Source organism: Synechococcus sp. OH20, assembly GCF_047502685.1.
GTDB lineage: Bacteria > Cyanobacteriota > Cyanobacteriia > Thermostichales > Thermostichaceae > Thermostichus.
The window spans coordinates 20,885-44,954 of record NZ_JANSIQ010000022.1 but is presented as its reverse complement, the minus strand read 5'-3'; the positions used below and the strand labels follow the sequence as shown (position 1 = coordinate 44,954).

Annotated in this window: 25 protein-coding genes, 1 tRNA gene and 1 pseudogene; 9 read left to right on the top strand and 18 right to left on the bottom strand. The window is 60.2% G+C overall.

The features are described from left to right. Positions 1-116: 116 nt before the first annotated feature. The 3 genes from NW826_RS05715 to NW826_RS05705 form a co-directional block, all read right to left on the bottom strand. Positions 117-1,535: a cytochrome c biogenesis protein gene (locus NW826_RS05715; protein WP_414509655.1), complete on the bottom strand. Its 1,419-nt coding sequence runs from the start codon at positions 1,533-1,535 to the stop codon at positions 117-119. Positions 1,536-1,615: 80 nt separating this feature from the next. Further along, positions 1,616-2,365, bottom strand: coding sequence for a cytochrome c biogenesis protein CcdA (locus NW826_RS05710; RefSeq protein ID WP_414337200.1), 750 nt, complete (start codon positions 2,363-2,365; stop codon positions 1,616-1,618). A gap of 68 nt (positions 2,366-2,433) precedes the next feature. Then, a complete protein-coding gene (locus tag NW826_RS05705; protein WP_414334234.1) occupies positions 2,434-3,324 on the bottom strand; it encodes a prephenate/arogenate dehydrogenase in 891 nt (296 codons plus the stop codon). 413 nt (positions 3,325-3,737) lie between these two features. Here NW826_RS05705 and NW826_RS05700 point away from each other — a divergent pair. Then, a pseudogene (locus tag NW826_RS05700) lies at positions 3,738-4,031 on the top strand (DUF6679 family protein); the annotation flags it as partial. Positions 4,032-4,217: 186 nt separating this feature from the next. On the opposite strand, the gene NW826_RS05695 reads toward NW826_RS05700, so the two are convergent. After that, a complete protein-coding gene (locus NW826_RS05695) occupies positions 4,218-4,979 on the bottom strand; it encodes a segregation/condensation protein A (RefSeq protein ID WP_414509654.1) in 762 nt (253 codons plus the stop codon). Positions 4,980-5,273: 294 nt separating this feature from the next. Between NW826_RS05695 and NW826_RS05690 the strand changes: the two genes are divergently transcribed. After that, positions 5,274-5,345 (top strand) — tRNA-Val (locus tag NW826_RS05690). A 5-nt stretch (positions 5,346-5,350) separates the two neighbouring features. On the opposite strand, the gene NW826_RS05685 is transcribed toward NW826_RS05690, so the two are convergent. After that, positions 5,351-5,599 carry a hypothetical protein gene (locus NW826_RS05685; RefSeq protein ID WP_414334230.1) on the bottom strand — a complete coding sequence of 83 codons (249 nt, stop codon included), beginning with the start codon at positions 5,597-5,599 and terminating at the stop codon, positions 5,351-5,353. Here NW826_RS05685 and NW826_RS05680 point away from each other — a divergent pair. Further along, positions 5,588-5,968 (top strand): LapA family protein, encoded by a 381-nt coding sequence (locus NW826_RS05680; protein ID WP_414509653.1) that lies wholly within the window; start codon positions 5,588-5,590, stop codon positions 5,966-5,968. The genes NW826_RS05685 and NW826_RS05680 overlap by 12 nt on opposite strands. Next, positions 5,956-6,852 carry a sulfatase-like hydrolase/transferase gene (locus NW826_RS05675; RefSeq protein WP_414337198.1) on the top strand — a complete coding sequence of 299 codons (897 nt, stop codon included), beginning with the start codon at positions 5,956-5,958 and terminating at the stop codon, positions 6,850-6,852. Before NW826_RS05680 ends, NW826_RS05675 begins: the two co-directional genes overlap by 13 nt. 202 nt (positions 6,853-7,054) lie before the next feature. Here NW826_RS05675 and NW826_RS05670 read toward each other — a convergent pair whose 3' ends face one another. The 4 genes from NW826_RS05670 to NW826_RS05655 form a co-directional block, all read right to left on the bottom strand. Beyond that, positions 7,055-8,170, bottom strand: coding sequence for an AI-2E family transporter (locus NW826_RS05670; protein ID WP_414334225.1), 1,116 nt, complete (start codon positions 8,168-8,170; stop codon positions 7,055-7,057). Positions 8,171-8,191: 21 nt separating this feature from the next. After that, entirely contained in the window at positions 8,192-8,968 is a 777-nt protein-coding gene (fabI, locus tag NW826_RS05665; protein WP_414509652.1) for an enoyl-ACP reductase FabI, read from the bottom strand. Between the two features lie 61 nt (positions 8,969-9,029). Beyond that, positions 9,030-10,835 carry an aspartate--tRNA ligase gene (aspS, locus tag NW826_RS05660; protein WP_414509651.1) on the bottom strand — a complete coding sequence of 602 codons (1,806 nt, stop codon included), beginning with the start codon at positions 10,833-10,835 and terminating at the stop codon, positions 9,030-9,032. 72 nt (positions 10,836-10,907) lie between these two features. After that, positions 10,908-11,825, bottom strand: a complete 918-nt coding sequence (locus tag NW826_RS05655) for a metal ABC transporter solute-binding protein, Zn/Mn family (protein WP_414509650.1) — start codon at positions 11,823-11,825, stop codon at positions 10,908-10,910. Positions 11,826-11,887: 62 nt separating this feature from the next. Here NW826_RS05655 and NW826_RS05650 point away from each other — a divergent pair, with 62 nt between their 5' ends. After that, a complete protein-coding gene (locus NW826_RS05650; protein WP_414509649.1) occupies positions 11,888-12,643 on the top strand; it encodes a metal ABC transporter ATP-binding protein in 756 nt (251 codons plus the stop codon). A 15-nt stretch (positions 12,644-12,658) separates the two neighbouring features. Further along, entirely contained in the window at positions 12,659-13,492 is an 834-nt protein-coding gene (locus NW826_RS05645) for a metal ABC transporter permease (RefSeq protein WP_414337194.1), read from the top strand. 46 nt (positions 13,493-13,538) lie between these two features. Here NW826_RS05645 and NW826_RS05640 read toward each other — a convergent pair whose 3' ends face one another. The 3 genes from NW826_RS05640 to NW826_RS05630 all read right to left on the bottom strand — a co-directional run bounded on the left by NW826_RS05640 (position 13,539) and on the right by NW826_RS05630 (position 15,825). After that, the gene (locus NW826_RS05640; RefSeq protein ID WP_414337193.1) at positions 13,539-13,826 is read right to left on the bottom strand and encodes an RNA recognition motif domain-containing protein; all 288 of its coding nucleotides are present in this window, start codon (positions 13,824-13,826) and stop codon (positions 13,539-13,541) included. 194 nt (positions 13,827-14,020) lie between these two features. After that, positions 14,021-14,803, bottom strand: a complete 783-nt coding sequence (gene rsmG / locus NW826_RS05635; protein WP_414509648.1) for a 16S rRNA (guanine(527)-N(7))-methyltransferase RsmG — start codon at positions 14,801-14,803, stop codon at positions 14,021-14,023. After that, the gene (locus NW826_RS05630) at positions 14,800-15,825 is read right to left on the bottom strand and encodes a hypothetical protein (protein ID WP_414334209.1); all 1,026 of its coding nucleotides are present in this window, start codon (positions 15,823-15,825) and stop codon (positions 14,800-14,802) included. The genes rsmG and NW826_RS05630 overlap by 4 nt, the downstream gene beginning before the upstream one ends. A 394-nt stretch (positions 15,826-16,219) precedes the next feature. Here NW826_RS05630 and guaA point away from each other — a divergent pair, with 394 nt between their 5' ends. Further along, complete coding sequence (gene guaA, locus NW826_RS05625; RefSeq protein WP_414509657.1) at positions 16,220-17,770, top strand: glutamine-hydrolyzing GMP synthase; 1,551 nt, start codon at positions 16,220-16,222, stop codon at positions 17,768-17,770. A 52-nt stretch (positions 17,771-17,822) separates the two neighbouring features. Here guaA and NW826_RS05620 read toward each other — a convergent pair whose 3' ends face one another. The 5 genes from NW826_RS05620 to NW826_RS05600 form a co-directional block, all read right to left on the bottom strand. Then, positions 17,823-18,044 (bottom strand): hypothetical protein, encoded by a 222-nt coding sequence (locus NW826_RS05620; protein WP_414334207.1) that lies wholly within the window; start codon positions 18,042-18,044, stop codon positions 17,823-17,825. 2 nt (positions 18,045-18,046) lie between these two features. Continuing rightward, positions 18,047-18,373: a hypothetical protein gene (locus NW826_RS05615; RefSeq protein WP_414334206.1), complete on the bottom strand. Its 327-nt coding sequence runs from the start codon at positions 18,371-18,373 to the stop codon at positions 18,047-18,049. Positions 18,374-18,453: 80 nt separating this feature from the next. Beyond that, positions 18,454-19,488 carry a CobW family GTP-binding protein gene (locus tag NW826_RS05610; RefSeq protein WP_414509647.1) on the bottom strand — a complete coding sequence of 345 codons (1,035 nt, stop codon included), beginning with the start codon at positions 19,486-19,488 and terminating at the stop codon, positions 18,454-18,456. A gap of 101 nt (positions 19,489-19,589) precedes the next feature. Next, on the bottom strand, positions 19,590-20,519 hold the full coding sequence (locus NW826_RS05605; RefSeq protein ID WP_414509646.1) for a DUF4335 domain-containing protein: 930 nt from the start codon (positions 20,517-20,519) through the stop codon (positions 19,590-19,592). Between the two features lie 48 nt (positions 20,520-20,567). Further along, positions 20,568-21,206 carry a DUF3038 domain-containing protein gene (locus tag NW826_RS05600; protein WP_414509645.1) on the bottom strand — a complete coding sequence of 213 codons (639 nt, stop codon included), beginning with the start codon at positions 21,204-21,206 and terminating at the stop codon, positions 20,568-20,570. Positions 21,207-21,649: 443 nt separating this feature from the next. On the opposite strand from NW826_RS05600, the gene NW826_RS05595 reads away from it, so the two are divergent. Continuing rightward, positions 21,650-22,141, top strand: a complete 492-nt coding sequence (locus NW826_RS05595) for an FHA domain-containing protein (RefSeq protein ID WP_414334197.1) — start codon at positions 21,650-21,652, stop codon at positions 22,139-22,141. 48 nt (positions 22,142-22,189) lie between these two features. Further along, entirely contained in the window at positions 22,190-22,933 is a 744-nt protein-coding gene (locus NW826_RS05590) for a class I SAM-dependent methyltransferase (protein WP_414337188.1), read from the top strand. A gap of 278 nt (positions 22,934-23,211) precedes the next feature. Here the strand turns inward: NW826_RS05590 and NW826_RS05585 are convergent, their stop codons facing one another. Then, positions 23,212-24,054, bottom strand: coding sequence for an ABC transporter ATP-binding protein (locus NW826_RS05585; protein ID WP_414335841.1), 843 nt, complete (start codon positions 24,052-24,054; stop codon positions 23,212-23,214). Between the last annotated feature and the right edge of the window lie 16 nt (positions 24,055-24,070).

The following is a 24,070-nucleotide window of genomic DNA, read 5'->3' as shown; positions in this document are numbered from 1 at the left end:
ACCCCCAGCCCCTCTCCCTGAGGAACACCCTCACCCCCAGCCCCTCTCCCTGAGGGAGAGGGGAGCTAGATAACCCTGGGCAGTGTTGTTGGTCAAACAGACGCCACTTGGGTAGGCTAGCCGTTGGCTAAGGACTCCGTCCCGCTGACGCGAGCGGCGGGATTGAGTTCTTTTGCCGGAGAAGGGGGAGAGGAGAGCAGTTGCTGCTCCACCAGGTGGGCAAACTCCCGCTCGAAGGTCACCAGGGCGCGGTTGGTTTTGCCCCCCAGGTAAAGCCCTGCTTCCGTCTCCAGAGCCCAAACTTGGCTGTAGCTGAAATAGCTCATCACCACCCCCAGCATCAACAGCCCAAAGCCAAGATAGACAAGAGGGATCCCTGGATCCGATTTCATTTGCAGGCCGGTGGCGCCGATAACCTCATCTAGGTGCAGGGTAAGGGGGTTGGGAAAGCGCTGCGGAGCCACTTCGTCGAGGGCCAGGCTCATGCCCTGGCGCAGGGATCCTACCCATTGGCCCTGGGTGTCGTAGAGCAGGGCCGTCCCCTGCAAATCTGGCAACAACAGCGTCAAGCCCTCGCTGAGATCCGGTCGGGTGGGCACAAAAGCGCCCCAGAGCTTGCTGCCCGCCTGGGTGGGCACCGGCACCACTGGAATTTGGAAGGAGGGGCTGTTGTTGAGGCGGATGCGGATGCTGTCGATGCCCCAGTCGGCTTGGTAGAGGGTCACGCCGCGGTAGGAGAGGGGATGGTTGACAGAGATGGTCTGGCGCTTGACCTCCTGTCCCCCATCCAGAATCGAGAGATCTGAGTAAAACTGCTTTACCCGTCCGTCGGGAGCATAGTCGATCCAGAAGCGGTTAACCCGAATTTGCCAGGTGGGCAGATGAGCCAGATCCCCTGCCCCGGTTACATGTTCAATGGCGGCAACCCCACCGCTGGGGATCAGCTCCTGGGCCTTAAAGCCCCCGATGCTGCCCCAGATGGCCCCCAACAGGATCAGCAGCAGGCTGACGTGCACCAAGATGGGGCCGAACCGTCCGATCAGCCCCTTGCGGGCGTAGAGCCGGGATCCCTCCTCAAACACCGCATAACCCCGTTGTCGCAGCCGCTGCGGCAGCCCCTCTAGGGAGTGTTGGGGCAGATAGATCCAAAAGGGCAGCCGCTGGAAGGAGGAAGGACGGGTGAGGTAGCTCCAGCGACGGGCCACCTTGAGCATCGGCCACTGGCGCGTGAAAGAACAGGCGGCCAGGCTGCTGCCAAAGAGGATCAACAGGGCCAGAAACCAAGGGGTGCGATAGACGTGATCCAACCCCAGCTTGAGGATCAGCCGCCAGGTGAGAAAGCCAAACAGGGCCGGATGCTCAGGATAGTGAGCCTGGTAGAAGGCCACCGTTTCCTCTTGCTCGATCACCGTGCCCAGGGCGCTCAAAAGGGCAATCGCCAAGAGAAGGCCGATGGCTAGGCGCAGATCCGCCAGCAGCGGCAGCAGCTCATGGCGACAATACCGCCGCAACAGCGGAAGAGGGTGGATAACCATGGGAAGTTGTTAGCTCAAGACTTGGATGCCGCTCCCAACTGGAGGGCAGCCCCATCTTAGCCTGTAGCGGCAGGGATCCCTCAGGCCCAAGCGGAGAGGATCGTCACGGTACCAAAGCCCACCAACACCACGCCACTGGCATAGGTGAACCAGCCCGACCAGCGCCGCAGGGCCAGCAGTTGCTTGAGCGAGCCGGCAAACACCCCTGCCAACAGCAGCGGCAAGACCAGCCCCAGCGCATAGGCCAGCAGCAACCCGCCCCCCACCCAGGGCTGCCCCGTGGTGGAAACCCAAGCCAGCAAAGCCACCAAAACCGGCGTGCTGCAGGGAGAGGCCACCAGGCCAAAGGTGGATCCCAGCAACACTGCCCGGCCTAACCTGGGCCATTCGCCGGGGATCTCCAACCGGTTGAACCAAGCGGGAAAGCGCAGGGGAATCACCTCCAGCAGGTTGAGCCCCATCAAAATAGCAACTCCCCCCACCACAGTAGGCCAAAAGGATCCCGTCTGTCCGTAAACGCGGCCCAGCAAAGCTGCCCCCAAACCCAGCAGGGTCAGGGTAAAAGCCACCCCAGCCGCAAAACCCAAAGATTGGGCCCAGATGTGCCGACGCACTTTTCCGGCCCCTTCATCAGGGTTGGGGGTGTAGCCGCCGATATAGCCGATGGTCACCGGCAGCATCGATAGCGTGCAGGGGGAAAGACTGGTGAGCAAGCCGGCCAGGCCCACCGCCAGCAGGCTGACGGGAGAGAGGTGCTGCAGTTGACTCTGGACAAGCTGGGTTGCCCATTGTTCCAGGTGGTAGAGCCAAAGCTGGGCCATACTCGACATAAGCTCAATCCGTCCAACACAAGCCCAAGGTAGCACGAACGTCCCCAACCCCACCGGAGCTGCGCCCGCTACCCTTCCTCATTGCCCAGGTCTTGAGGAACTCTGCGGGGCTGGTTAACCGGGAACTGCTGCCATTCCTGCTGAGTTCGTTGCAGCACCAGCAGCAATTCGTCCCACCTTTCACCCTCGATCAACCGTTCTATCTGTCCCAACTGCGCTCGGTAGCTGCACAGGGTAGTCAGCAGCGCCTGCCGATTGTGGCGGGCCATCTCCAAACCCAATTGCGGGATCCCTCCGCCAACACGGCTGGTATCGCGGAATCCGCTGCTGGCTAGGGTGCGAGCCAAATGCAGAATGGCGGGATCCGCCTCTTGGCTGACGGCTGCGATCAAACCGGCGCTGACCATCACCGGCAAGTGGCTGATCCAGGCCACCGCTTGGTCATGTCGCGCGGGATCGGTGCAAACGGCTTCTGCATCAACAGCAGCCACCAGTTTTTTCATGGCAGCAAGAGCTTGCGGTTGGGTCTTGGCGATGGGAGTGAGCACGTAAGGCCGCCCCCGAAACAAGCCGGCTTCTGCCGCTTGGATCCCTTGTAGGCTTTTGCCGGCCATGGGGTGCCCTCCCACGAACAAAGGCCACAGTTCGGTTGCCGGAGCAACAATGGGCTGCTTAACCGAGCCGACATCGCTCACCACGGTCTCTGCCGATAGATAAGGCACCAAGGCGGCTAGGGTGGCCAACACCTGATCCAAAGGGGTGCAGATCAGCACCACTTGAGGGTCAAAGCGGGCCAACTGGGCCAACTCGGTTCCACAGCCTTGAACAGCGCCCCGTTGCAGAGCCTGTTGGCAGGTGGCCGGGGTGCGGCTCATCCCCCACACGGGATATCCCTTTTCGGTTAGCTTGAGGGCCAGGGATCCGCCGATCAACCCCAACCCGACAATGGCAATGCGCATGGTATGGCCACTTCAAACCAGATCAAGACACTCCCCAAGTGTTCCTCACTCCCACCCTCACCCCCAACCCCTCTCCCTCAGGGACATCCCTCACCCCCAGCCCCTCTCCCTCAGGGAGAGGGGAGTTAGGGCGGCACCTTCGCGACAGCGTTGCGTCGCAATAACGACGTAACAAACCGTTGCATTGCTATTTGAAATAACCATATCTCGATAGGCTGGCGATCCCCAGTCACGCTAAGTCAACAGGTGCTTTGGTGGCGCCCTTCCTCCTCCTGAAGAACCAACACCTCAGAAGCAAAGGCTCTGGCTGCCCTGTGGAAAAGCATACAGCCTCGGTATGCAGCCGCTAAGATGGAGGGATGAGCTGGGTAGCCCCCACAACTCACCCGGATCTTTCACTTCAGGAGGGGACCGTGCTTCATCGTAGGATCTATCAACTCAGCCGCGAAGGCAAGGATGTGTGGATCTACCTGCGCGATCAGGGACGCTGGCTGGAACGAGCCAAGATCCTCGATATCGAAGGGGATACCATCCTGGTTCGCTACGAAACGGAAGACGAGGAGGAGATCTGCTCTTGGGAGGAGATGATTCGTCTGGAAAGCATTGGGGCTGTTGCCCAGCGCCTTTCCACCATTCCCAAGGGAATGCTTAGCACGTCGGATTTGCTCATCTCGGAAGATTGTCCCCCTGCTGAATTGCTGCATTCGCCACTGTTGCCCGCGGAAGGGGAAGATCATCCCAGCGGCGAGCGCCTCGTCGAGGACTACTACCTGGATCGGGAGACTCCTGCCGAGCTGCCGGTGCGCTCAACTGGGGAAGATCTCAAACGGGTGGATCGTGCCCGGCAGGATGTCGAGGGGCAGCGGGAGAGCAACCACGACTAGAGTGGTTCTCTAGAGTTCAGCTTGTAGAGCTGTGGGGAGGAGGGATCCCATTGGGCGGGGGCGGATGGTCAATGGGCCGTAGAACTCCTCTTGGCACAGCTCTACCTGGGAGCGGGCAGCCATCAGCAGCAATGACCAGAAGACTTGGATGGGGTGAATGGCACCGCTGCTGCCGTTTTGGCAAAAGTGCTGCTGGAGAGCCGCAAAGCTGACCTGGGTCAGGCCCTGCTGCCAAAGTTGAGCCAGCAGCGACTCTAGCTCGGCGGTGGTTTCCAAAAGATTCTCCGGGTGGGCTAGCTGGGTGATGGCTGACAGCGCTTGCTGGCGAGAAACCCGTTGGGATAGGGGCCTTGGGGCAGCTTCGGGCCGGTGCTCCAGCAGGGTTTCCAGCTCTTGCAGGTGGACGATGAGTTCTTTGAGGGTGACAGGCCGGCTACGTTGAAGACGCGGCACCGCCCTGGGTTGCAACACGCCATCCAAGTCCGCCAAAGACCAGCTTGGCAAGGGATCCGCTTCCACATCCGCCGGACTGGGCTCACCCTCGTCTACTTCCGGTTCTGCCAAAGCCATCGCCTTGAGATAGACCAACATGGCAGCATGGAGCAGGGCTTGTCCCGACTCAGACAGGTCATGGCTGCTGCTGGTGGAGGCTATGCGGCTCAGAAAGCGGTCGATAACCTCGATAACCTGGACATCCCAGGGGTCGATCTCGCCGCGTTCTGCCAGATCGATGAGCAGGGCAATTGCCTCTTCGGTCGGTGAGTAGGCCATAGCACCCTACAGCTCCCTGCTCCTTACTGTAGCCCTCAGGCCGGATCCCGGCTATCTCTGACATCTCCGCATCTCTATGGCCGTCCGGCTTTTCGGCTCAACGGCTGACCCTTGGCTCTGGGGTACAAGCCCCGTCCGCCGCAGGCCTTGGTAAGGGGCGGGGCACTCGATCATCCCAGAATCCTCCTGCCTATCGCTATGCGGAAGCAAGCCAGCAGGTCGGGGAGTTGTCAAGCGATCATCGCATAATATAGAATCCTGCTCTAGTCGGATAGCTGCTAAAGTAGTACCTACGGGCGGTTAGCACAGTGGTAGCGCACTTCCTTCACACGGAAGGGGTCACAAGTTCGAATCTTGTACCGCCCATCTCTTCAGTTGCTCTGAAAAGCCAGGGGGTTCATCCCTCTGGATTGGGGCGCGGCCAAGCTCTCCGCTGCCGGACCGGTGGAGAAGAGGAAGCAGGATAGCGTAATGAAAGGGTTGAGGCCATGCAAGGACTCCGTTCCGCCGACGCGAGCAGAAGCATCCGCTCCATACTCCTGGGCTTGTGGATACTGATCCTGCTCGTCTTCCTCGTCCAAAACTGGGGATCCACAGCAGCGGTCGTTGTGGCCGGTCAAGCCGGCGCTGCGATTCCTTTGTCGCTGACGCTGTTGACTGCCTATGGGGTAGGAGTGGGCTTGGGGTTTCTGTATGTGGGCGCTTGGCGGCTGCATGACCGGGTGTTCCAGCGACAGGCAATCCGCAAGTTAAACCAGCTCATCGAGCGAGTGCGCTTCTTGGAAGCGCAGATCATCCCCCCTGACCACTATTTGCCTCAGGATCTGCCGGATCCCCAGGCAGGCCGCTATTCCTATTCCAATATCCCGCCGGAACGCATTCGCGAACCCGGTGAACCTGAGGAGGAAGGCGACGCGGCCACAGCCCCCAACTGGCGGATCGTCCGACGGCCCTATCCTGTCGAGGAGGAAGAGGAATGGGACTCCTAAACTGGTGGCGATCTTCTGCGGCTCCCTTGTCTGAGTCCGACCCTCGACCGGAACCCCAGGGACAGAATAACTATCTGCTGATCGTTCTCGACAGTTGCCGCTTCGACAGCCTGCTGGCTGCCAACCCCAAGCATCTGCTCAAGTTGGGATCCCTGGAAAAGCGCTGGAGCTACGCTTCCTGGACGGCTCCCGCCCATTACAATCTGCTCATGGGCCTGCTGCCCCACACCAGCCCCACCCAGGTCTTTGCTTCCGAACACTACAAGCAGGATTACTTGCGCTACAACGAGCGCCTCGGCACCCGCCAACCGATTGAGTTCAAGCATCTGCTGCCCCACCTCTATTTGCCGACGCTACTGAAGCACCAACTGGGCTATACCACCCACGCCATGGTCTCCCTGCCGGTGCTCAACCCCAGCACCCTGCTCAATCGCGACTTCGATTCCTACCGCCTCATGCCCCAGCACAACGATATGGCGGCCATGGTGGAGCAGTTGCGCTTTGAGCCGGATCGCCCCAGCTTTTACTTGTTAAATGTGGGCGAAACCCACTATCCCTACGCGTTGCCGGATGAGGATCCCGGCCTGTGGCCCCGCATCTCTGGGGTCAATGGCGTGTTAAAGCGCCTGGATGAAGGGGAAGAGACCGGGATCCCCTTTTTCAGCGCTGCCCAGTTGGAGGAGCTGCGCCAACGGCAGATCGAGGCGGTGCGCTACCTGGACGGGGTCTTTGAGCAACTGTTTGACCTAGTTCCCAAAAACACTTACATCACGGTTACCGCCGACCACGGCGAATTGTTCGGGGAAGGGGGCTATTTCGGCCATGGCCCCATCCACCACGAAAAGGTGCTAGAGGTGCCTTTTATTGAGGGAAAAATTCGCTAGGACAACACCCAGCCCCTCTCCCAGAGACCCAAGCGCTCCGCGCCGCTCACGCGACCACCCCCGGCCCCTCTCCCAGAGACCCAAGCGCTCCGCGCCGCCCACGCGACCACCCCCGGCCCCTCTCCCAGAGGGAGAGGGGAGATGGGGATCGGGGCTAGGTTGCTGCCTGGAAGAGTCGTCTGCGAGAAAGGGGCTAGACCTGCTAGGTCTCTGGCTTGGGCAAGGCGGGATCCCGGCGAGTTTCCCTAAGGCTTTCGCCAAGAGAGGTCAGCTTGCCACCCTCTTCGGCGGCCAAGTCAGCAGAACGGGCGATCTCGTAGAGGCTTTTGACCACGCTAGAGAGGGGAATGGCGATGATCACGCCCAAGATGCCCCCCAGTTGCGCCCCCACCAACAGGGCGATCAAGATCCACACCGGGTTGAGGCCAATCAGCTCCCCCATCAGGCGGGGGGCGATGACCCGATCCTTAACCTGCTGCACAATTAGGGAGACCAGCACCACCTTGAGGCTGAGCCAGATATCCTGAAAGGCCAGCAGCACCGCTGCCGCGCCGATGCCGATAAAGCCTCCCACCAGCGGGATCACCTCCAGCAGGCCGATCAACAGGCCAAACAAAAGCCCGAAGGGCACGCGCAAAAAACCAAAAATTGGCACCAGCATCAGGGCCATGATGAACCCCAACACCAACTGGCTGATGAGAAAGTTCTGGAAACTCAGAGCCAGGGCTTCGCCGATGCGCGGCCCCCAGGGCTTGGGAAAGAGGCTGAGCAACCCCTGCCAAAACTGGCCGCCGTAGAGCAGCATGTAGAGGGCCAACACCAGTACCAACACCAAATCGATCACCTGGTTAAAGGTGCCCAGGAGGATGTCCAGGGATTGGCCGGCAATTTTTTCGGCGCTGGCCTGCAGGCGGTTGAGGAGGGTGTTCACCAGCTCTGTCTGGCCGAGGTTGATGTTGCGCTCTGCCGCCCACAGGCTGATTTGATCCAGCCAGCTTTGTAAGGTATCCACCCACTCCGGGATCCGCGCCCCCAACTGCACCACCTGCTTGGCCAGGATGGGCACGATGGCGATCCCTACCAAGGCCAGCAGCACCACCGACAGGGCAAAAACCAGGGTGACCGCCAAACCCCGACTGACCCGATAGCGCCGCAGCACCTGTACCGGATAGTTGAGCAAAAAGGCCAGCACCGCCGCCGTCAGGATGGTGGTGAGCAGATGGCCAAACAGCCGGCCCACCTGTAGGGCCAGCCAGCCGCTAATGACGATCAAAATCCAGGTGAGCAGCAGCCGCTGCAAGGGCGAGAAGCGATTCATGCCAGGGGGATCCCCAAGAGCCTAAAAACCCAGGATGCTATATCCACTATCCACGTAGATCACCTGGCCGGTAATGCCGCTGGCCAGGTCGCTGGCCAAAAAAGCGGCCACATTGCCCACCTCGAGCTGGGTGATATTGCGCCGCAGCGGAGCCTTCTCCTCCACCGCGTGCAGCATGGCATGAAAATCCGAAATCGCCGAAGAAGCCAGGGTGCGAATGGGCCCGGCAGAGATGGCGTTGACCCGGATCCCGGCGGGGCCCAGCTCGGCCGCCAGGTAGCGAACGCAGGTTTCCAGGCCCGCTTTGGTCACCGCCGCCATGTTGTAGTTGGGCACCACCCGCACTCCCCCCAGATAGGTGAGGGTGAGGATGCTGCTGCCGGCTCTCAGCAGGGGCTTGGCGGCCCGGCAGAGGGCAATCAGGGAGTAGGTGCTCACATCCATGGCCAGGGCAAACCCCTCCCGCGAGATATCGCTAAAGTTGCCGCTCAGCTCTTCTTTTTTGACAAAAGCCAGGCAGTGAACCAAGATATCGACCTGACCCCATTTTGGGGCCACCCCTTGAAACAGATCGTTGATCTGCTGGTCGCTTTGCACATCGCAGGGAAGGAGAAAATCCGGCTGCAGGGGCTCCGTCAATTGCTGGACTTTGGTTTTGAAGCGATCCCGCTCGTCTGGCAAGTAGGTAACCCCCAACGTAGCTCCCGCTTTGTGCAGTTGCTGGGCAATGCCCCAGGCGATGGAGCGCTCGTTGGCAATGCCAGTTACCAAGGCTTTCTTTCCGGTCAGATCTAGCATAAGGAGACCCAAGAGTAGGGGTACATGCTTATCCATCCTCCCACACAGGTGGAGGGATCCCTTAGCTGGGCTGATAGGTGGAAGCCACGTGCAGTTCTTTGAGCTGCTTGGCCTCGACGCCGGCAGGGGCGCCGGTGAGCAAGCACCTGGCCTGCTGGGTTTTGGGAAAGGCGATGACATCGCGGATGGAATCTTCCCCCGCCAGCAGCATCACCAGCCGGTCTAGGCCGTAGGCGATGCCCCCGTGGGGCGGCGTGCCGTACTCAAAGGCTTCTAGCAAAAAGCCAAACTTGTCCCGCGCCTGCTCAGGGGTAAGGCCGATGGCCTGGAAAACCTGCTCCTGGATCTCCCGCTGGTAGATGCGCAGGGATCCCCCGCCCACTTCCACGCCGTTCCAGACCAGGTCGTAGGCCTGGGCCCGCGCCGTTTTTAGGTCGGCCAAGTCGTCGGGGTGGGGAGCGGTAAAGGGGTGGTGCAGGGCTTCTAGGCGGTTTTCCTCGGCGTTGAACTCAAACATGGGGAAATCGGTGATCCAGAGAAGATTCAAGGCGTTCTCCGGGATCAAGCCCAGCTCCTGCCCCAGGTGCAGCCGCAGGCGGCCCAGCGACTCGTTGACCACGGCAGCCGGCCCTGCCCCAAACAGCAGCAGATCCCCTGGCTTGGCGTTGGTCATCTGCAGCAACTGCTTCTCCTGCTCAGGGCTAAGGCTTTCCTTGAGGGCACCAATGGTATCGAGGCTGCCGGCGCGCACCCGAATGAAGGCCAGGCCGCCCGCCCCGTACTGGGTAACCAGCTTGAACAGATCGCCGCCGGGCTTGATGCGGGTGTTGGAGATCCTCTCGTCGCCGCCGGGCACCGGCAGAGCCTTGATCACTCCCCCCTGCTGCAGGGCTTTGGCGAAGACTTGAAAGCGGGATCCCTGAAACACCCCCGAAACATCCACCAACTCCAGCCCAAAGCGGGTGTCGGGTTTGTCGGAGCCGTAGCGGGCCATAGCCTCGGCGTAGGTCAGCCGCGGGAAGGGACGGGGCAGGTCGATCCCTTTGACGGTTTTGAAGATGTGGCCGATGAGCCGCTCGTTGAGCTCCAAGATTGCCTCCTGATCCAGGAAGCTCATCTCCATGTCCAACTGGGTAAACTCCGGCTGGCGGTCTGCCCGCAGATCTTCATCCCGAAAACAGCGGGCAATTTGGTAGTAGCGATCCACGCCAGCCACCATCAGCAACTGCTTAAAAAGCTGGGGCGACTGCGGCAGGGCAAACCACTCGCCGGGGTTGACGCGGCTGGGCACCAAGTAATCTCTGGCACCTTCGGGGGTGGAGCGGGTGAGGATGGGGGTCTCCACCTCGATAAAGCCTTCTTCGTCCTCCAGAAAGCGGCGAATGGCCTTGATCACCTGGTGGCGCAGTTGCAGGTTGCGGGACAAGCGCTCCCGCCTTAAGTCCAAGTAGCGGTAGCGCAGGCGAATCTCCTCCCGCACCTCTTCCCCTTCCTCCCCCGAGACACTGAAGGGAAGCTGCTTGCCCACGCGGCTGAGAATTTCCAGCTCTTCTGCGTAGACCTCCACTTCGCCGGTGGCCAGGCGGGGGTTAAAGGAGTCTTCAGGCCGCCGCTGAACCGTTCCCGTTGCCCGTACCACATATTCGTTGCGCACCTGCCCCGCCAGCTCGTAGGAGAGGGGGGTCTTCTGGGGATCGGCCACCAGTTGCACAATGCCGGAGCGATCCCGCAGATCGAGAAAGATCACGCCCCCGTGGTCGCGGCGGCGGTCGATCCAGCCGTAGAGGGTGACACTCTGGCCGATGTGAGCTGGGCGCACTTGGCCACAATAGAGGGAACGGGGCGGGCGACGGATAGCAGCAGGCATGGACGCGGTAAGAAAACAAGGGTCTGAGCCCCTATCATACAAAACTCAGCCCCCCTGCCTCGATTCTGCCCCTCAAGGACAATCAGGGGATCCGCCCAAGGCCCCCACAATCGTGCAGGTGTTGTGGCGCATCATAGCGATGTAGGTTTCGGCACCGCTGCCTGGCTCCCCTAGGGAGTCCGAGTACAGTTCCTGTTCGGCCACCTGGACTCCCGCTTCGGCGGCCACCGTTTGGATGAGAGCGGGGTTAAGGGTGGTCTCGGCAAAAACCGCCGGCACCCCCAGGGCGCGGATCTCCTCCACCAACCGAGCCACCGTCTGGGCGCTGGGCTGTTCCTCGGTGCTGATCCCCAAGAGGGATCCCCCCATCTTCAGGCCGTAGGCTTGGGTGTAGTAGGCAAAGGCAGCGTGGGTGGTCACCAAAACCCGGTTGGCAGGGGGAATGGTCTGAATCTGCTCCGCGATCCAGGCGTGGAGCTCTTCCAGCTCCGCCCGATAGGCGGCGGCATTGGCCTGAAAAAAAGCCGCTTCGCCGGGCACCTGTTCCGCCAGCTCCTGGGCAATGGGCTCCACCATGAGGATGACGTTTTCCACATTGCCCCATACATGGGGATCCGGCGTCGGGATCCTGACGATGGGGTCGAGGATCTCGGCCAGGGCAACCCGCCGCGCCCGTTGAGCAGCAGCGTTGACGAGACGAATCAACCCCGCCTCCAAGTTGTAGCCGTTGTAAAACACCAGATCCGCCTGCTCGAGAGCTGCGGCATCTGCCGGTGTCGGCTCATAGACGTGGGGATCCTGTCCCGGCTGCAGCAGGCTGCTGAGCTGGATGCGATCTTGACCCACCTGCTCTACCCAATCGGCAATCAGAGTGGTGGTAGCCACAACGCGGGGACGTGCCACAGCCAAGCTGGCCAGAGATGTCCAACCGCCCATCAGCAGGCCAAGCCCCACCACCAAGCGGCGCAAAGAAAAGATCTTGGTTTTCATAATTGTTTCACTATTTGAGTTTCCCCTTAGGGTACACTGGTCTTGGCGAAAATGAAAGGAAAATGAAAAAGCCAGCGATTGCTCTCCCTCTTCGTCCGGCCTCTCTGGTGGTGCGGGATCTGACGGTGCGCTATGGCAAGTTGCTGGCGTTGGAGCGGATCAGCGCCGAGATCCGGCCAGGGTGCATCACGGGCATCCTGGGCCCCAACGGGGCTGGCAAAAGCAGCTTTCTCAAGGCGCTGCTGGGGTTGGTGCCAAAAGAGGGGGGCGAGGTGCGCTACGGCGGCCAGGCGCTGCGGGGGGAGCAGGTGGCCTATGTGCCGCAGCGGTCGGCCATCGACTGGAGCTTTCCGGCCACGGTGTGGGATGTGGTGCTGATGGGACAGGTGAGAGCTGCCGGCTGGTTGCGCCGCATCGGTCCGCAAGGTCGGGAGCGGGCAGCGCAAGCTCTGGAGCGGGTGGGGATGGGGGCCTATCGGGATCGGCCCATCGGTCGGCTATCAGGGGGACAGCAGCAGCGGGTGTTTTTGGCGCGGGCTCTAGCGCAGGCAGCCGAGATCTACGCCCTGGACGAGCCGCTGGCCGGGATCGACCAGCCCAGCGAGGCCATTGTGTTTCAGGTTTTGCGGGAGTTGGCCGACGCCGGCCATATCGTGATGGTGGTGCACCACGAGCTGGGGCAGGCGCTGGCCCACTTTGATGAGGTGCTTCTCCTCAACCGCGTCCTGATTGCCCAGGGATCCCCGCAGCAGGTGCTGCAGCCGCAGGTGTTGCAGCGGGCCTATGGCCGCATCCTGCCCTTGGACTCAGCTGCCTAGGGGGTGAGGGGTGGTATGGAAGGGCTCTGGCACACCCTGGCGGATCCCTTGCGGTTTGCCTTTATGCAGCGGGCTCTGCTGGTGGCGGTGGCCATCGGCGTTCTCTGCGCGGTGGTGGGCAGCTATTTGCTGGTGCAAAGCTTGGCCCTCCTGGGGGATGCCCTCAGCCATTCGCTGCTGCCGGGCCTGGCCATTGCCTACCTGCTGGATCTCAACCTCTTTGTCGGTGCCTTCGTGGCGGGGTTACTGAGCGCTCTGCTCATCCAGTGGATCCGCTCCGCCACCCCCCTCAAGCCCGATGCGGCCATGGGGATCGTCTTTTCTGCTTTTTTTGCCCTAGGGATCCTCTTAATCACGTTAATCCAACGGCGGGCCCGCATCGATCTCAACCACTTCCTCTTCGGCAACCTCCTGGGGGTGAGCGCCGCTGATGTGTTGACAGTGGTGGGCATCACCGTCCTGGTGCTGGGATTGGTGGCCCTCTTTTTTAAGGAGCTGACCTTCTACAGTTTCGATCCCCTGGGGGCCAAGGCAGCCGGCCTGCCTACTGCAGGGTTGGGATGGGGGCTGATGGCGCTCACCTCCCTCACTCTGGTGGCCAGCATGAAGGCGGTGGGGGTGCTGCTGGTGCTGGCCATGCTCATCACGCCAGCAGCAACAGCTTACCTGCTGGCGCCTCGCCTGCACCAGGTAATGCTGCTGGGATCCCTCTTTGGCGTCAGCGCTAGCCTGCTGGGGATGTACGCTAGCTACTACCTCAACGTCGCCTCCGGCCCGGCCATTGTCTTGGTGGCCTCCGTTTGGTTTGGCTTAGCCTTTCTGGCCAGAGTCATCTTCGGCCAAAGCTAAAGGCCGGGGAGAGAAGAGAGGGATCCCCGGCCCAGAGCCTATCCGATTAGAAGCGGGAAGAGCGACCATCTCGACTGCCGCCTGCGCTGGCCTGACGTGGCATTGCCTTGTTGACCCTCAGATCCCGGCCCATCCAGGTGGCGCCATCCAGCTCGTCGATGGCTTTTTGCTCGTCGGCCTCGTTTTCCAGCTCCACAAAAGCAAAGCCGCGCTTGCGGCCCGTTTCCCGATCTACCGGCAGCTTAATTTGCTTGACGGTGCCGTACTCGGCAAACACAAGCCGCAGATCTTCTTCACTGGCCTTGAAGGACAGATTGCCCACAAAAATGGTCATAACGTAGCGAACTCCGAACCTTAACCTTTAGCGCTCAGTTCGGAAGCTCACCTGGTTAGACCATTGGCTCAATCCGAATCTGATGCCAACCACATCTTAGTCTCCCCAACGGCATTTGCAAACTACCTGTCCAAGATCTTTCTCCAAGAATTTGCAGAAGCTTTTTTGAACTAGGAAATTAAGGATCCCAACTGTTAGCAGCGCTTGCCTTGGCCCAGCGGCTGGCGTTTGGGAATGCCGGGAGAGCGGGGATAGCAAGCTGGTGTGGGGGCAACTTTCTCCACCAGCAGGCAATGCCGTATCCCGTGGCTGCGGGGGGTAGTGAAGGCTTCGACGTGGATCAGCTTCCCCCCCAGGAGAGAAAGGGCTCGCTCCAGAGTTTGGGCTTCTGCCTCGATCCAATGGCCACGGTAGAGGATGGCGCGTCCCCCCACCTTGAGCAGGGGCAGACAATACTCGGCGCAAACCTCTGCCGCTGCCAGGGCTCTGGCCAGGGCCAGATCGTAGCTGCCGCGTTCCTGCGGGTCTTGCCCCCAGATTTCGGCTCGCTGGGCCACCGCCCGCGCCTGGGTCAGGGAGAGCTGCTGCAGGGCCTCTTGCACAAAGGCAATCTTGCGTTGGCTGCTGTCCAATAGGGTGAAGCTGGCCTGGGGCAGGGCAATTTGGGCCGGGATCCCTGGAAACCCTGCCCCGGTGCCGATGTCGATGCCCCGCCAGGGCCGAGCTTGAATCGCCGCCCAGGATCCCAGCAAGCGCAGGCCCCGCAGCGAGTCCCACAGGTGTTTCTCCCAAAAATCGATGGGAGCGGTGATGCGGGTCAGGTTCTGGGTGCGGTTTCCGGCCATCACCAGGGGATAGAGCTGTTGCAGTTGCTGCCGCTGCGGCTCAGAAGGCTGCCAGCCCAGCTCCGCCAGCCAGCTCTCCCAGAGGGCCTCCAGTTCGGGGGGCTCAGAGGCAGGCGGGGCAGCCTTCTTCATCCCAGGGATCCCAGCCATCGCGATCCCAGTTGCAATCCGGCAGGAATGGCTCGGTCGGCCCAGCCTTTCAGCTCTTGGGTCAAGCCCTGCAAAGATCGGTCGGCGCCCAGCAGCTCCTGGTTCAAGCACACCAGCTCCTGCAAATCCAGCTCCTGGCAGTTGGCCCAATCTTCTGCCAGCAAGTTGATCGGTTGGGGCTGAGCTTGCAACGGCTGCTGGGCAGCCAACTCCAGCTCTATATCCAAAAGCACCTGCTCCAGCCGTTCTACCCGCTCTTGCATCTGGGCCAATAAGGCCGCCAACTGCTGGCAGCAATGGTGAACCCGCTGAGCATAAACCTTGAGCGGCAGCGTCAGCGGCAGCAGCGACTCAGACAACAGTTGAATCAGGTGCTGGGCCTCCAGTTCTTCCAGTTGCAGATCTTGCCAAATGGCATGGTAAAAATGGAGCGAGCGACGACAGGTTTCCAGGCGCTGGTAGCAGGGCTGCAATACAGAGCCGCGCAACTCCTGCAGATAATCGGCCCACAGTTGTCCAGCCTCTACCACCCAACCCGTTTGCAGAAAACTCCACCCCTGGGCCAGCAGCCAACTGATCACCAGGCCTGCCAACAACTGCGGCTTTTGCTGGGCCAGAAAAGGCAGAAGATGCTCTCCCCAAATGGCCAACCCCAGCCAGAGCAGAGCGGCCAAAGCCAAGTGGGGCAAGCTGATCATCTGGGCCAGAAGCTGAGCAGAACCTGCGGATCCCTGGGGAAGTCGGCGCTGCCGCAGCATCCAGATGAGCCCTGCACCCAAGCTGTACAGCCCTCCCCCCAACAGCGGGATCACCACCAACCACAGGGGTTGCCCCCTCCACAGGTGCGGCAATAGCCCAGCCTGGCCCGGCGCATCCCAACTGAGCAAATACAAAGCCAACAAAGCCAAAACCACACCCCACCCCTGCTGCCGTTGGAGGCGGCGGGCCAGCAGGCGGCGGCGACGACGAAGATAGGTTTGAAAGGATTCAGCCACAATGGACATAAAACGATGGATCGCAGATCCCTGCCAATATCCCCACCGGTCTGGATCGCCTCCTTACGATCATAAGTCTTGACTCGGCCCTGGCGTCTCTGGGTTCACTATTGCGATTATTACTGGGAGCCATCGCTTGGCTGGCGGGGCAGGGCTCATCAGACAGTTTTTCAGAGAAGTTCTGTTCTCAAAGCGGGCCTGGGAGAAGCTGTCCAGGACAGGCGGCTGCAAGAAAATCCCCCATCCCTGCTACGATGGAAAGGTCCTTAACGTTTCTTATCCACAGCCAAGTTGGTTTCTTGGTTCGGGTTTTCTCTTCTGCACTGTGCGAGGTTTTGTGAGCGCTTCTGCATCTCTCCTTAGCTCTGACCTATCTCTCTCCCCCCTCAAGGTGCAGCGCCAGATGATCGTTATTCTCGACTTTGGATCCCAGTACTCGGAGCTCATTGCCCGTCGTATTCGCGAAACCCACGTCTATTCGGAAATCCTTTCCTACCGCACCACTGCTGAACACCTGCGGCAAATGCGGCCCCAGGGCATCATCCTCTCCGGCGGCCCCAACTCGGTCTATGAGCCGGGCGCTCCTGCTTGTGACCCGGAGATCTGGAACTTGGGGATCCCCATCCTGGGCGTATGCTATGGCATGCAGCTCATGGTGCAGCAGTTGGGGGGCAAGGTGGAGCCAGCCCAGAAGGGGGAATACGGCCGTGCCGCCCTGCACATTTTGGATCCCACCGACCTGCTCACCAACTTGCCGGAAAACAGCATTATGTGGATGAGCCATGGGGATGCGGTGACCGAGTTGCCGCCAGGTTTTCACGCCCTGGCTGCCACGGACAACACCCCCTGTGCCGCCATTGCCGATCCCACTCGCCGTCTTTACGGGGTGCAATTTCACCCAGAGGTGGCCCACTCGCAGGCCGGTGCCTTTCTCATTCGCAATTTTGTCTATCACATCTGCGGCTGCGAGCCCACCTGGACAACGGAAGCTTTTCTGGAGGAGGCGATTCGGGAAGTCCGGGCCCGCGTGGGCGACAAGAAGGTGTTGTTGGCCCTTTCGGGGGGGGTGGACAGCTCTACTTTGGCTTTTTTGCTGCACAAGGCCATCGGCGACCAGCTCACCTGCGTCTTCATCGATCAGGGGTTCATGCGCAAGGATGAGCCGCAGCGGCTGCTGCGCCTTTTCCAAGAGCAATTTCACATCCCTGTCCACTACGTGGACGGACAAGAGCGGTTTCTCCGGCAGTTGCAGGGGGTCACCGATCCCGAGGAGAAGCGCAAACGGATTGGGGCAGAGTTTATTCGCGTCTTTGAGGAAGAATCCCAGCGGCTGGGCCCCTTCGAGTACCTGGCCCAGGGTACTCTTTACCCCGATGTGATCGAGTCGGCCAATACCAATGTGGATCCGGTGACCGGAGAGCGCATTGCCGTCAAGATCAAAAGCCACCACAATGTCGGCGGGCTGCCGGAAAATCTGCGCTTTAAGCTGGTAGAACCTCTGCGCAAGCTCTTCAAAGATGAGGTGCGGCAACTGGCCCGCTCGTTGGGTTTGCCGGAAGAAATTGTTGGCCGCCATCCTTTCCCGGGGCCGGGACTGGCCATCCGCATTGTGGGCGAAGTCACCAAAGAGCGGCTGGAAACCCTGCGCGAGGCGGACATGATTGTCCGCCAGGAGATCAACCGCTCCGGCTACTACCCCAAGTTGTGGCAAGCCTTTGCCGTGCTGCTGCCGGAAGTGCGCTCGGTGGGGGTGATGGGGGATAAGCGCACCTATGCCTGCCCAGTGGTGGTACGACTGGTTACCAGCGAAGATGGTATGACGGCGGATTGGGCCAGGGTGCCCTACGACCTCTTGGCCACCATCTCCAACCGCATCGTCAACGAGGTGCCGGGCATTAACCGCGTCGTTTATGACATCACTTCCAAGCCACCCGGCACCATCGAGTGGGAGTGATGCGGGTCAGGCGGGATCCCTTGCCTCTGGCCTCAAGGCCGGCCTGGATCAATCACCGATGGCCTGCTTCTGGCAGGGAATAGGAAGGGCTTGAGCTGAAGGGCTGAGCGGCTTGGACTTCCATGCGAGCCAGGGTTGTGGCCGCGTCGGCCAGTTGTAGGGCCAGGTTGGCACGGCTAATCGGATCCCGGGCATTCCAGAGATCGTGTCCCAAACAAAACACCCGATAGCGAAAGGCTTTGATCGAGTGCGATGGGATGACTTTGACCGTCATAGCTACAACCTCTTCTCCACAGAGACATGAATCGTCAGCAGAACCCGCTCGGGCTCAAGGTAAACAAATGTTACCAAAACAACCTCATCCTCAGAGGCGATACTTACTGGGCAGGTAGCTTTGGGGGGCTCCACCCGTTCATGCCTTACCCCCACAGTGTATTCTCCAACCGGCAGGTCATCAAATCCAGCATCCGCATAAATCAGCTCGATGGTTTCTTCTGCGATCAACTGCCCCTCTCGCTCCAAGAAACTGAGAAAAGGGATCCCGTCGATGGAAGTGAGGGCGTTGTTGGCCTGGTTGCGGATCATCACAAAAATGTCGGACATGGCTGGGATGCCCTCTCTCAAGGCTCCCCTCGCGAGGCTGGGGGAACGGGGCCCGACGCTTCTAAGCTGCCACCCAGTTCTTAGCCCTGGACGGGTGCAGGGACAAGACAGGCTTCCAACTTTTGCCGCAGCTTGGCCGTATCGAGGTGCTGGCCGATGAGCACCAACTGGTTTTTGGGCTGGCGAGGCCATGCATCGCTACTGAGGGTGTAGCGCCGACCGCTGAGGTGGAAGATATGTCGCTCTGGGCTTTCTTCAAACCACAGGATCCCTTTGGCCCGAAAGACTGCCTCGGGCAACTCATTGAGAAAGTTCTGGAAGGCGTCTAGAGAAAAAGGCTGATCGCTCTCAAAAGCTAGGGAGTTAAAACCATCAACCTCGATGTGGCTGCGGTGCGAGTGGCCATGCTCGTGGCTGTGTTCGTGGTCGTGCTCATGGTCATGCTCGTGCCCATGCTCAGTGTCGTGAGCCTCCTCCTGGGGCAGAGAGCTGGACTGAAACAGATCTGTATCCAGGATCAGCTCCAGGGGTACTGCGCTGTTGACCGTGCGCAAAATGCGGGCATCTTCCTTGATCTCGCGGATGCGTTTTTCCAGGCGCTCGATTTCCGTCGGCTCGACCAAGTCCGTTTTGTTGAGGAGAATCACATCCCCATAGGCAATTTGGCTGTAGGCCACGTCGCTGTTGAACAGGTCGGGGGCGAAGTTGGTGGCGTCTACCAAGGTGATGATCGAGTCCAGCCGCGTCAGATCCCGCAACTCTGGCCCCAAAAAGGTGAGGGCAACCGGCAAGGGATCCGCCAATCCTGTGGTCTCCACCACCAGGTAGTCGATTTTGGCGGAGCGTTCCATCAGGCGCAGCACGCTCTCGGCGATGTCATCCCGGATGGTGCAGCAGATGCAGCCGTTGTTCAGCTCCACCAGGTCTTCTTCGCTGGAGACGATCAGCTCGCCGTCGATGCCGATCTCGCCGAATTCGTTGACCAGCACCGCCGTGCGCATCCCTTTTTGGTTGCTGAGAATGTGGTTGAGCAGGGTGGTTTTCCCACTGCCCAAAAAACCCGTGATGATGGTGACAGGTAAGCCTCGCTTGGGCACTTCGATGGTTGCGGTCATAGAGGGGCAGCGATCTAGATAAAGGGAACTCTTCCACTCTATCCTCATTGCCCTCGTCCCGTGAGACCGGGTGCCCCCCTCAGCTTGGCTTGTCGAGATGGCTATCTGTCCTGGGCGATTTCCACTCGGTTGCCCGGCTCCAGGCTGACGCGGAACTGTCGCGCGCCTGTCGGCAAGGGATCCCGCGGCAACTCCGGCAGGTCGGCAAAAGGAGTTGCGGCGCGGCGCTGCCGGGCCAGCTCATTCTCCGGCTCGGCAGCCAACAGGGATCCCGTCCCATCCACGGTTATCCAATAGACCAGGCTCTCCTGCAAATCAGGGGGAGACTGCCATTGCTCTGCCAGAGTGTCTCGCAGACGGAGAAGGGGAGCCGGCCCTGTTGAGTCAAGTTCTGGGGCAGTTGTGGCCAAAGGCTGCGGTTGACCCGACACCGCAGGGGTGGTGAGCTGCTCCTGCACCGAGTTGGCAGCCGTAGGATCCCTGGGTGGGCGGCTGGCCCAGATCCCGACACCGGCCACGAGAGCGATCCCTCCCACCAGCAGGGCGGCGATCCCGGTGGGCTGTCGATACCAAGCCCGCCTCACCGGAGTTCTCAGACTGGCCAGTTGGGGAATGTCATCGGCCACTTGGGAAAGGTTCTCCAGCAGGTCGTACAACTGGGTCATCGACAGATCCACCTGAGCGATGCGATCCTCCCCTTGGCGCACCGTGAGGCGATGAAAAATAAAATCCAGCGGACGGATGGCCACAGTACCGCTGAAGGTTCCCTTGGGTTCTCCGCTCAGATGGGATCCGACGTAGCGGTCGATCACCGTGATCAAATCGTTGAGCCAAACACTGTCCCCCTGCAGAGTTTTGCTGGTCTCCCCCTGGCGAATTTCCAACTGACACTCGAAGTTCTGCTGGATGGCTCGCAGGAGCGGCGTTGAGGAACCCCCCGCAGCTTCGGGCAGGCCGGGCGCTTCTCCCCGCACCGTGAGGGTCGAGGTGGGCTGTTGATAGGTATGGCTGAGAAGGGTGAGACTGGGCATGGCAACCGAAACAACACAGACTAAGGATCCCAGGAGAAGGAGTCTATTTCAGGAAGAGGGCAAAGCATCCGATCCGGAGCTATGGGCTACCTCCCCTTCTTCTAGGTCACTGCCGGCGGGCAACTCCATCGCAGGACGGCTGAGCAAGGCTTTCCACAGGCGCTGTGCCCCTCTGGGGCTGCTGTAGAACATCAGCTCGATCAAGATGCGCAGGGCCAGCTCGGCAAGGCTGTTCTCGTCGCGCACATCCCCATCCACCATGCGGCTGCGATAGTGAGAGAGAAATTCATCTAGGTAGTCTCCCACCAGCGGCTGACGGAAAGGGCTGAGCTCCTGCTCGACAGCAGCTTCCAGTTGTTCCAAGGTGCTGCGGATACGGGCCTGTTGCTGAGCAGCCAGATGGGCAATCACCATCACCAGGGCGCGGGCCTCTTCGATATCGACTCTCTTGCGCCCACCGCTGCTGCGGCGCAGAGGGTTAGCGTTGCGCAGGCGCCAGAGGGCTACCCGATCGCCAATCTGATCTTCCAAGTCTAGAGCTTTGGCTGCAGCCAGAACCGCCTCAGAACTTTCTCCGCTCAGGGATTCCAGCCCCAGTAGCAACAAATCCAACTGGGCTTTGATGGTACCGGTAGCTGTGGTAAGGCCGGCGGGCTGAGGGTCTAGCTGAGTCTGTTTAGATTCCACCGTCACGCTGTCAAGGGGAGCTTTTGGTTTCAACGAAACTCTATGATCTCCTGTTCGAGCCAAACCTGCAACCGGATCCCTCCTGTGCTTGAGGGAGCAAGACCTTCTGACCCTTGCTCTGGCCGAAGGCTTGGATAAGGACATCTGGCAGGCGCTGGCCATTGTCCTGCTCATTCTCGCTTCTGAAGAGTTCCCCAACCAGGTTAGAAGTCAGACCGAGTTGTTCTGGGTCAGTTGTTATTTTTGCAACGAACCCATCTTTCCAGCCTGTTGGCCCTCAAGAAAAGGAGAGTGGCAAGACGGCGCTGTTGACCCAGAATGGTGGTGTATGATTGGAGTCTGTAGCGGCTGAGGAGAGAGAGGGATCCGCATTTTGCGGCTTGATTGCCTGGCTGTCTCTGGGCTGCCCTTTCTGACCGCCTCAGCGCCGGGCGTACCCACAGATGAGCATGAGCGCTCCTGCTGCCCAACCCAACCCTGTCCACTGGGTCTTGATCTTCACCGATCAGATGGGTCGGCGCGGCGTTGTCTTGGACAAGATTTACTACTCGGTGGGCCGGGCAGCCAGCAACCACATCCGCCTCTGCGACCCTTGTGTTTCGCGAGAACACGCCCTGATTATCCGCATTCCGGAAGAGAACCGGGCCGGATACGGCTACATGATCTTCGACGGCAGCTCGGCATCCCGCCGCAGCACCAATGGTTTGTTTGTCAATGGGAAACGGGTTTTGTCCCATCGCCTTGAGCTTTTGGATAAGATAGGCTTCGGCCCGAATGTGACGGCAATTGTGGAGAGCACCGACCGCCTCAGCCCGGAGACGCTAGCGGCTCTCTTGAGGCCGCCGACCCTCGGCGACAATGTAGCCCTGGCCGGATCCCAGAGAGCAACCTCGAAAGAGACGCCCAGAGAGAACGACGACTTCACCGCCGCTTGATGGGGTGAATGATTCTCAACCCAGCCCCCTGCCGAGTTTTGGGTTCCTGTGCCTCCCATGCCCCCTGCCCTGAGCGGCTACTGGCAAAATGGCTTCGACCTGGCAGCCCATCTGGGATCCTTCCTGGGCCTTGAGGCTGGTGAGCTGCGGGAGAAGCTGCGGCTGGGGCAGCAACAGTTGGCAGAGCTGGGCCGGCGCGACTTCGGCTGGGATCAGGCAGACGCCTTTTACCGGGATCGGGTGGGATCCGCCTATTTGCTGGACTTGGCCGCTTGGCACCTGAGCAGCACCGACTACATCGGCAATACCCTGCGCCTGGTGGCCGACCATGCCCGCGGTCTGGTGCTGGATTTTGGCGGTGGCATTGGCACCCACACCATTGGGGCGGCTCTCTGCCCGGCGGTGGAGCAGGTGATTTTCTGGGATATCAACCCCATCCATCGGCAGTTTGTGCAACTGCGGGCGGAAAAGCTGGGCCTAGGCGAACGGATCCACTGCCCGGAAACCTTCCCGCAAGGGATCCCCTTTGACACCGTCATCTGCTTCGATGTACTAGAGCATTTGCCGGATCCGGCAGCGCAGTTGCGTCAGTTTTACGCTTGGCTTAAGCCGGAAGGCAAATTGTTGATCAACTGGTACTTTTTCAAGGGGTTTAATGGTGAATTTCCTTTTCACCTGGACGATCCGCAAAAAGTCGAGCAATTCTTTCAGGTGTTGCAAAGCCACTTCTTAGAAGTGTTTCATCCCTATCTCATCACCGCCCGCTGCTACCGTAAGTGGAACAAAAGCTGAGGGGAGCGGCAACTGGGATCGCAAATCCAATCGCCCAAGCAGGACGGAGTCTCTGCAGTATGGTCATTCCAAATAGCAATGAAATGCTTCGTTACTGTCGTGATTGCTACGAACGCTGCCGCGAACGCGCCCCTCTAACTCCCCTCTCCCTCAGGGAGAGGGGCTGGGGGTGAGGGCCATCCCTCAGGGAGAGGGGCCAGGGGTGGTCGCGTGAGCGGCGCGGAGCGCTTGGGCCATCCCTCAGGGAGAGGGGCCAGGGGTGAGGGTTAACTCCCTGATTAGTTCTCCTCATGGGCAAAGCGACGGTAGAGAAAGTCGAGGGCAGAGTTGCGCAATTCGTAAAATTCCGGCATTTCCATGATGCGCGCGCGGCTGCGCGGTCGCCCAAAGGGGATCGTCAAAATCTCGCCAATATGGGCAGCAGGGCCATTGGTCATCATCACCACCCGGTCTGCCAGATAAAGAGCCTCGTCGATGTCGTGGGTAATCATCAAAACCGTGCAGCGGTGATCTCGCCAAATGGCCAGCAGCTCATCCTGCAGCTCTTGCTTGGTAATGGGATCCAAGGCCCCGAAGGGCTCATCCAGCAACAGCACTTCTGGGCGCACCGCCAGCGCGCGGGCAATGGCCACTCGCTGCTTCATACCCCCGGAGAGCTGCTTGGGCCGCTTGTGGGCTGCTTCGGCCAAACCCACGAGTTCCAGGTGTTCTTGAACGATTTCCCTTTTCTCTCTGGGGGATTTATCGGGATAGACCTGGTCCACCACCAAATAAACATTTTCAAAAGCCGTCAGCCAGGGCAGAAGGGAATAGTTCTGGAACACCATCATCCGATCCGGCCCTGGGGCGGTGATGGGCTGGCCCTTGAGGGTGATGGATCCCGAAGTAGGAGCAGAAAACCCGGCCACCATGTTGATCAAGGTGGACTTGCCGCAGCCGGAGTGGCCGATGATGCAGACAAATTCGCCGGCGGCCACTTCCAAGTTGACATTTTCTAGCGCCACAAAGGCTCCTGCCGCCGTAAAGTAGGTCTTGCCCACATTCTGAAGGGAAAGAAGGGGCAGACCTGAGAGGGAAGAGGCTGAAGAAAAGGACAAAGAAGTTAAGCGAGAGTGGGTCATCATAAAGCCTTCCAGT

What these genes read in the sequence shown, in the direction of transcription:
- NW826_RS05695 (WP_414509654.1), bottom strand. Translation starts at nt 4,979, where the DNA reads ATGGCCTACTCACCGACCGAAGAGGCAATTGCCCTGCTCATCGATCTG.
- NW826_RS05705 (WP_414334234.1), bottom strand. Translation starts at nt 3,324, where the DNA reads ATGCGCATTGCCATTGTCGGGTTGGGGTTGATCGGCGGATCCCTGGCC.
- NW826_RS05670 (WP_414334225.1), bottom strand. Translation starts at nt 8,170, where the DNA reads ATGAATCGCTTCTCGCCCTTGCAGCGGCTGCTGCTCACCTGGATTTTG.
- fabI (WP_414509652.1), bottom strand. Translation starts at nt 8,968, where the DNA reads ATGCTAGATCTGACCGGAAAGAAAGCCTTGGTAACTGGCATTGCCAAC.
- NW826_RS05645 (WP_414337194.1), top strand. Translation starts at nt 12,659, where the DNA reads ATGGAAGGGCTCTGGCACACCCTGGCGGATCCCTTGCGGTTTGCCTTT.
- NW826_RS05585 (WP_414335841.1), bottom strand. Translation starts at nt 24,054, where the DNA reads ATGACCCACTCTCGCTTAACTTCTTTGTCCTTTTCTTCAGCCTCTTCC.
- NW826_RS05710 (WP_414337200.1), bottom strand. Translation starts at nt 2,365, where the DNA reads ATGTCGAGTATGGCCCAGCTTTGGCTCTACCACCTGGAACAATGGGCA.
- NW826_RS05650 (WP_414509649.1), top strand. Translation starts at nt 11,888, where the DNA reads ATGAAAAAGCCAGCGATTGCTCTCCCTCTTCGTCCGGCCTCTCTGGTG.
- NW826_RS05620 (WP_414334207.1), bottom strand. Translation starts at nt 18,044, where the DNA reads ATGACGGTCAAAGTCATCCCATCGCACTCGATCAAAGCCTTTCGCTAT.
- NW826_RS05595 (WP_414334197.1), top strand. Translation starts at nt 21,650, where the DNA reads ATGAGCATGAGCGCTCCTGCTGCCCAACCCAACCCTGTCCACTGGGTC.
- NW826_RS05615 (WP_414334206.1), bottom strand. Translation starts at nt 18,373, where the DNA reads ATGTCCGACATTTTTGTGATGATCCGCAACCAGGCCAACAACGCCCTC.
- guaA (WP_414509657.1), top strand. Translation starts at nt 16,220, where the DNA reads ATGATCGTTATTCTCGACTTTGGATCCCAGTACTCGGAGCTCATTGCC.
- NW826_RS05715 (WP_414509655.1), bottom strand. Translation starts at nt 1,535, where the DNA reads ATGGTTATCCACCCTCTTCCGCTGTTGCGGCGGTATTGTCGCCATGAG.
- NW826_RS05655 (WP_414509650.1), bottom strand. Translation starts at nt 11,825, where the DNA reads ATGAAAACCAAGATCTTTTCTTTGCGCCGCTTGGTGGTGGGGCTTGGC.
- NW826_RS05610 (WP_414509647.1), bottom strand. Translation starts at nt 19,488, where the DNA reads ATGACCGCAACCATCGAAGTGCCCAAGCGAGGCTTACCTGTCACCATC.
- NW826_RS05630 (WP_414334209.1), bottom strand. Translation starts at nt 15,825, where the DNA reads ATGTCCATTGTGGCTGAATCCTTTCAAACCTATCTTCGTCGTCGCCGC.
- aspS (WP_414509651.1), bottom strand. Translation starts at nt 10,835, where the DNA reads ATGCCTGCTGCTATCCGTCGCCCGCCCCGTTCCCTCTATTGTGGCCAA.
- rsmG (WP_414509648.1), bottom strand. Translation starts at nt 14,803, where the DNA reads ATGAAGAAGGCTGCCCCGCCTGCCTCTGAGCCCCCCGAACTGGAGGCC.
- NW826_RS05675 (WP_414337198.1), top strand. Translation starts at nt 5,956, where the DNA reads ATGGGACTCCTAAACTGGTGGCGATCTTCTGCGGCTCCCTTGTCTGAG.
- NW826_RS05605 (WP_414509646.1), bottom strand. Translation starts at nt 20,519, where the DNA reads ATGCCCAGTCTCACCCTTCTCAGCCATACCTATCAACAGCCCACCTCG.
- NW826_RS05640 (WP_414337193.1), bottom strand. Translation starts at nt 13,826, where the DNA reads ATGACCATTTTTGTGGGCAATCTGTCCTTCAAGGCCAGTGAAGAAGAT.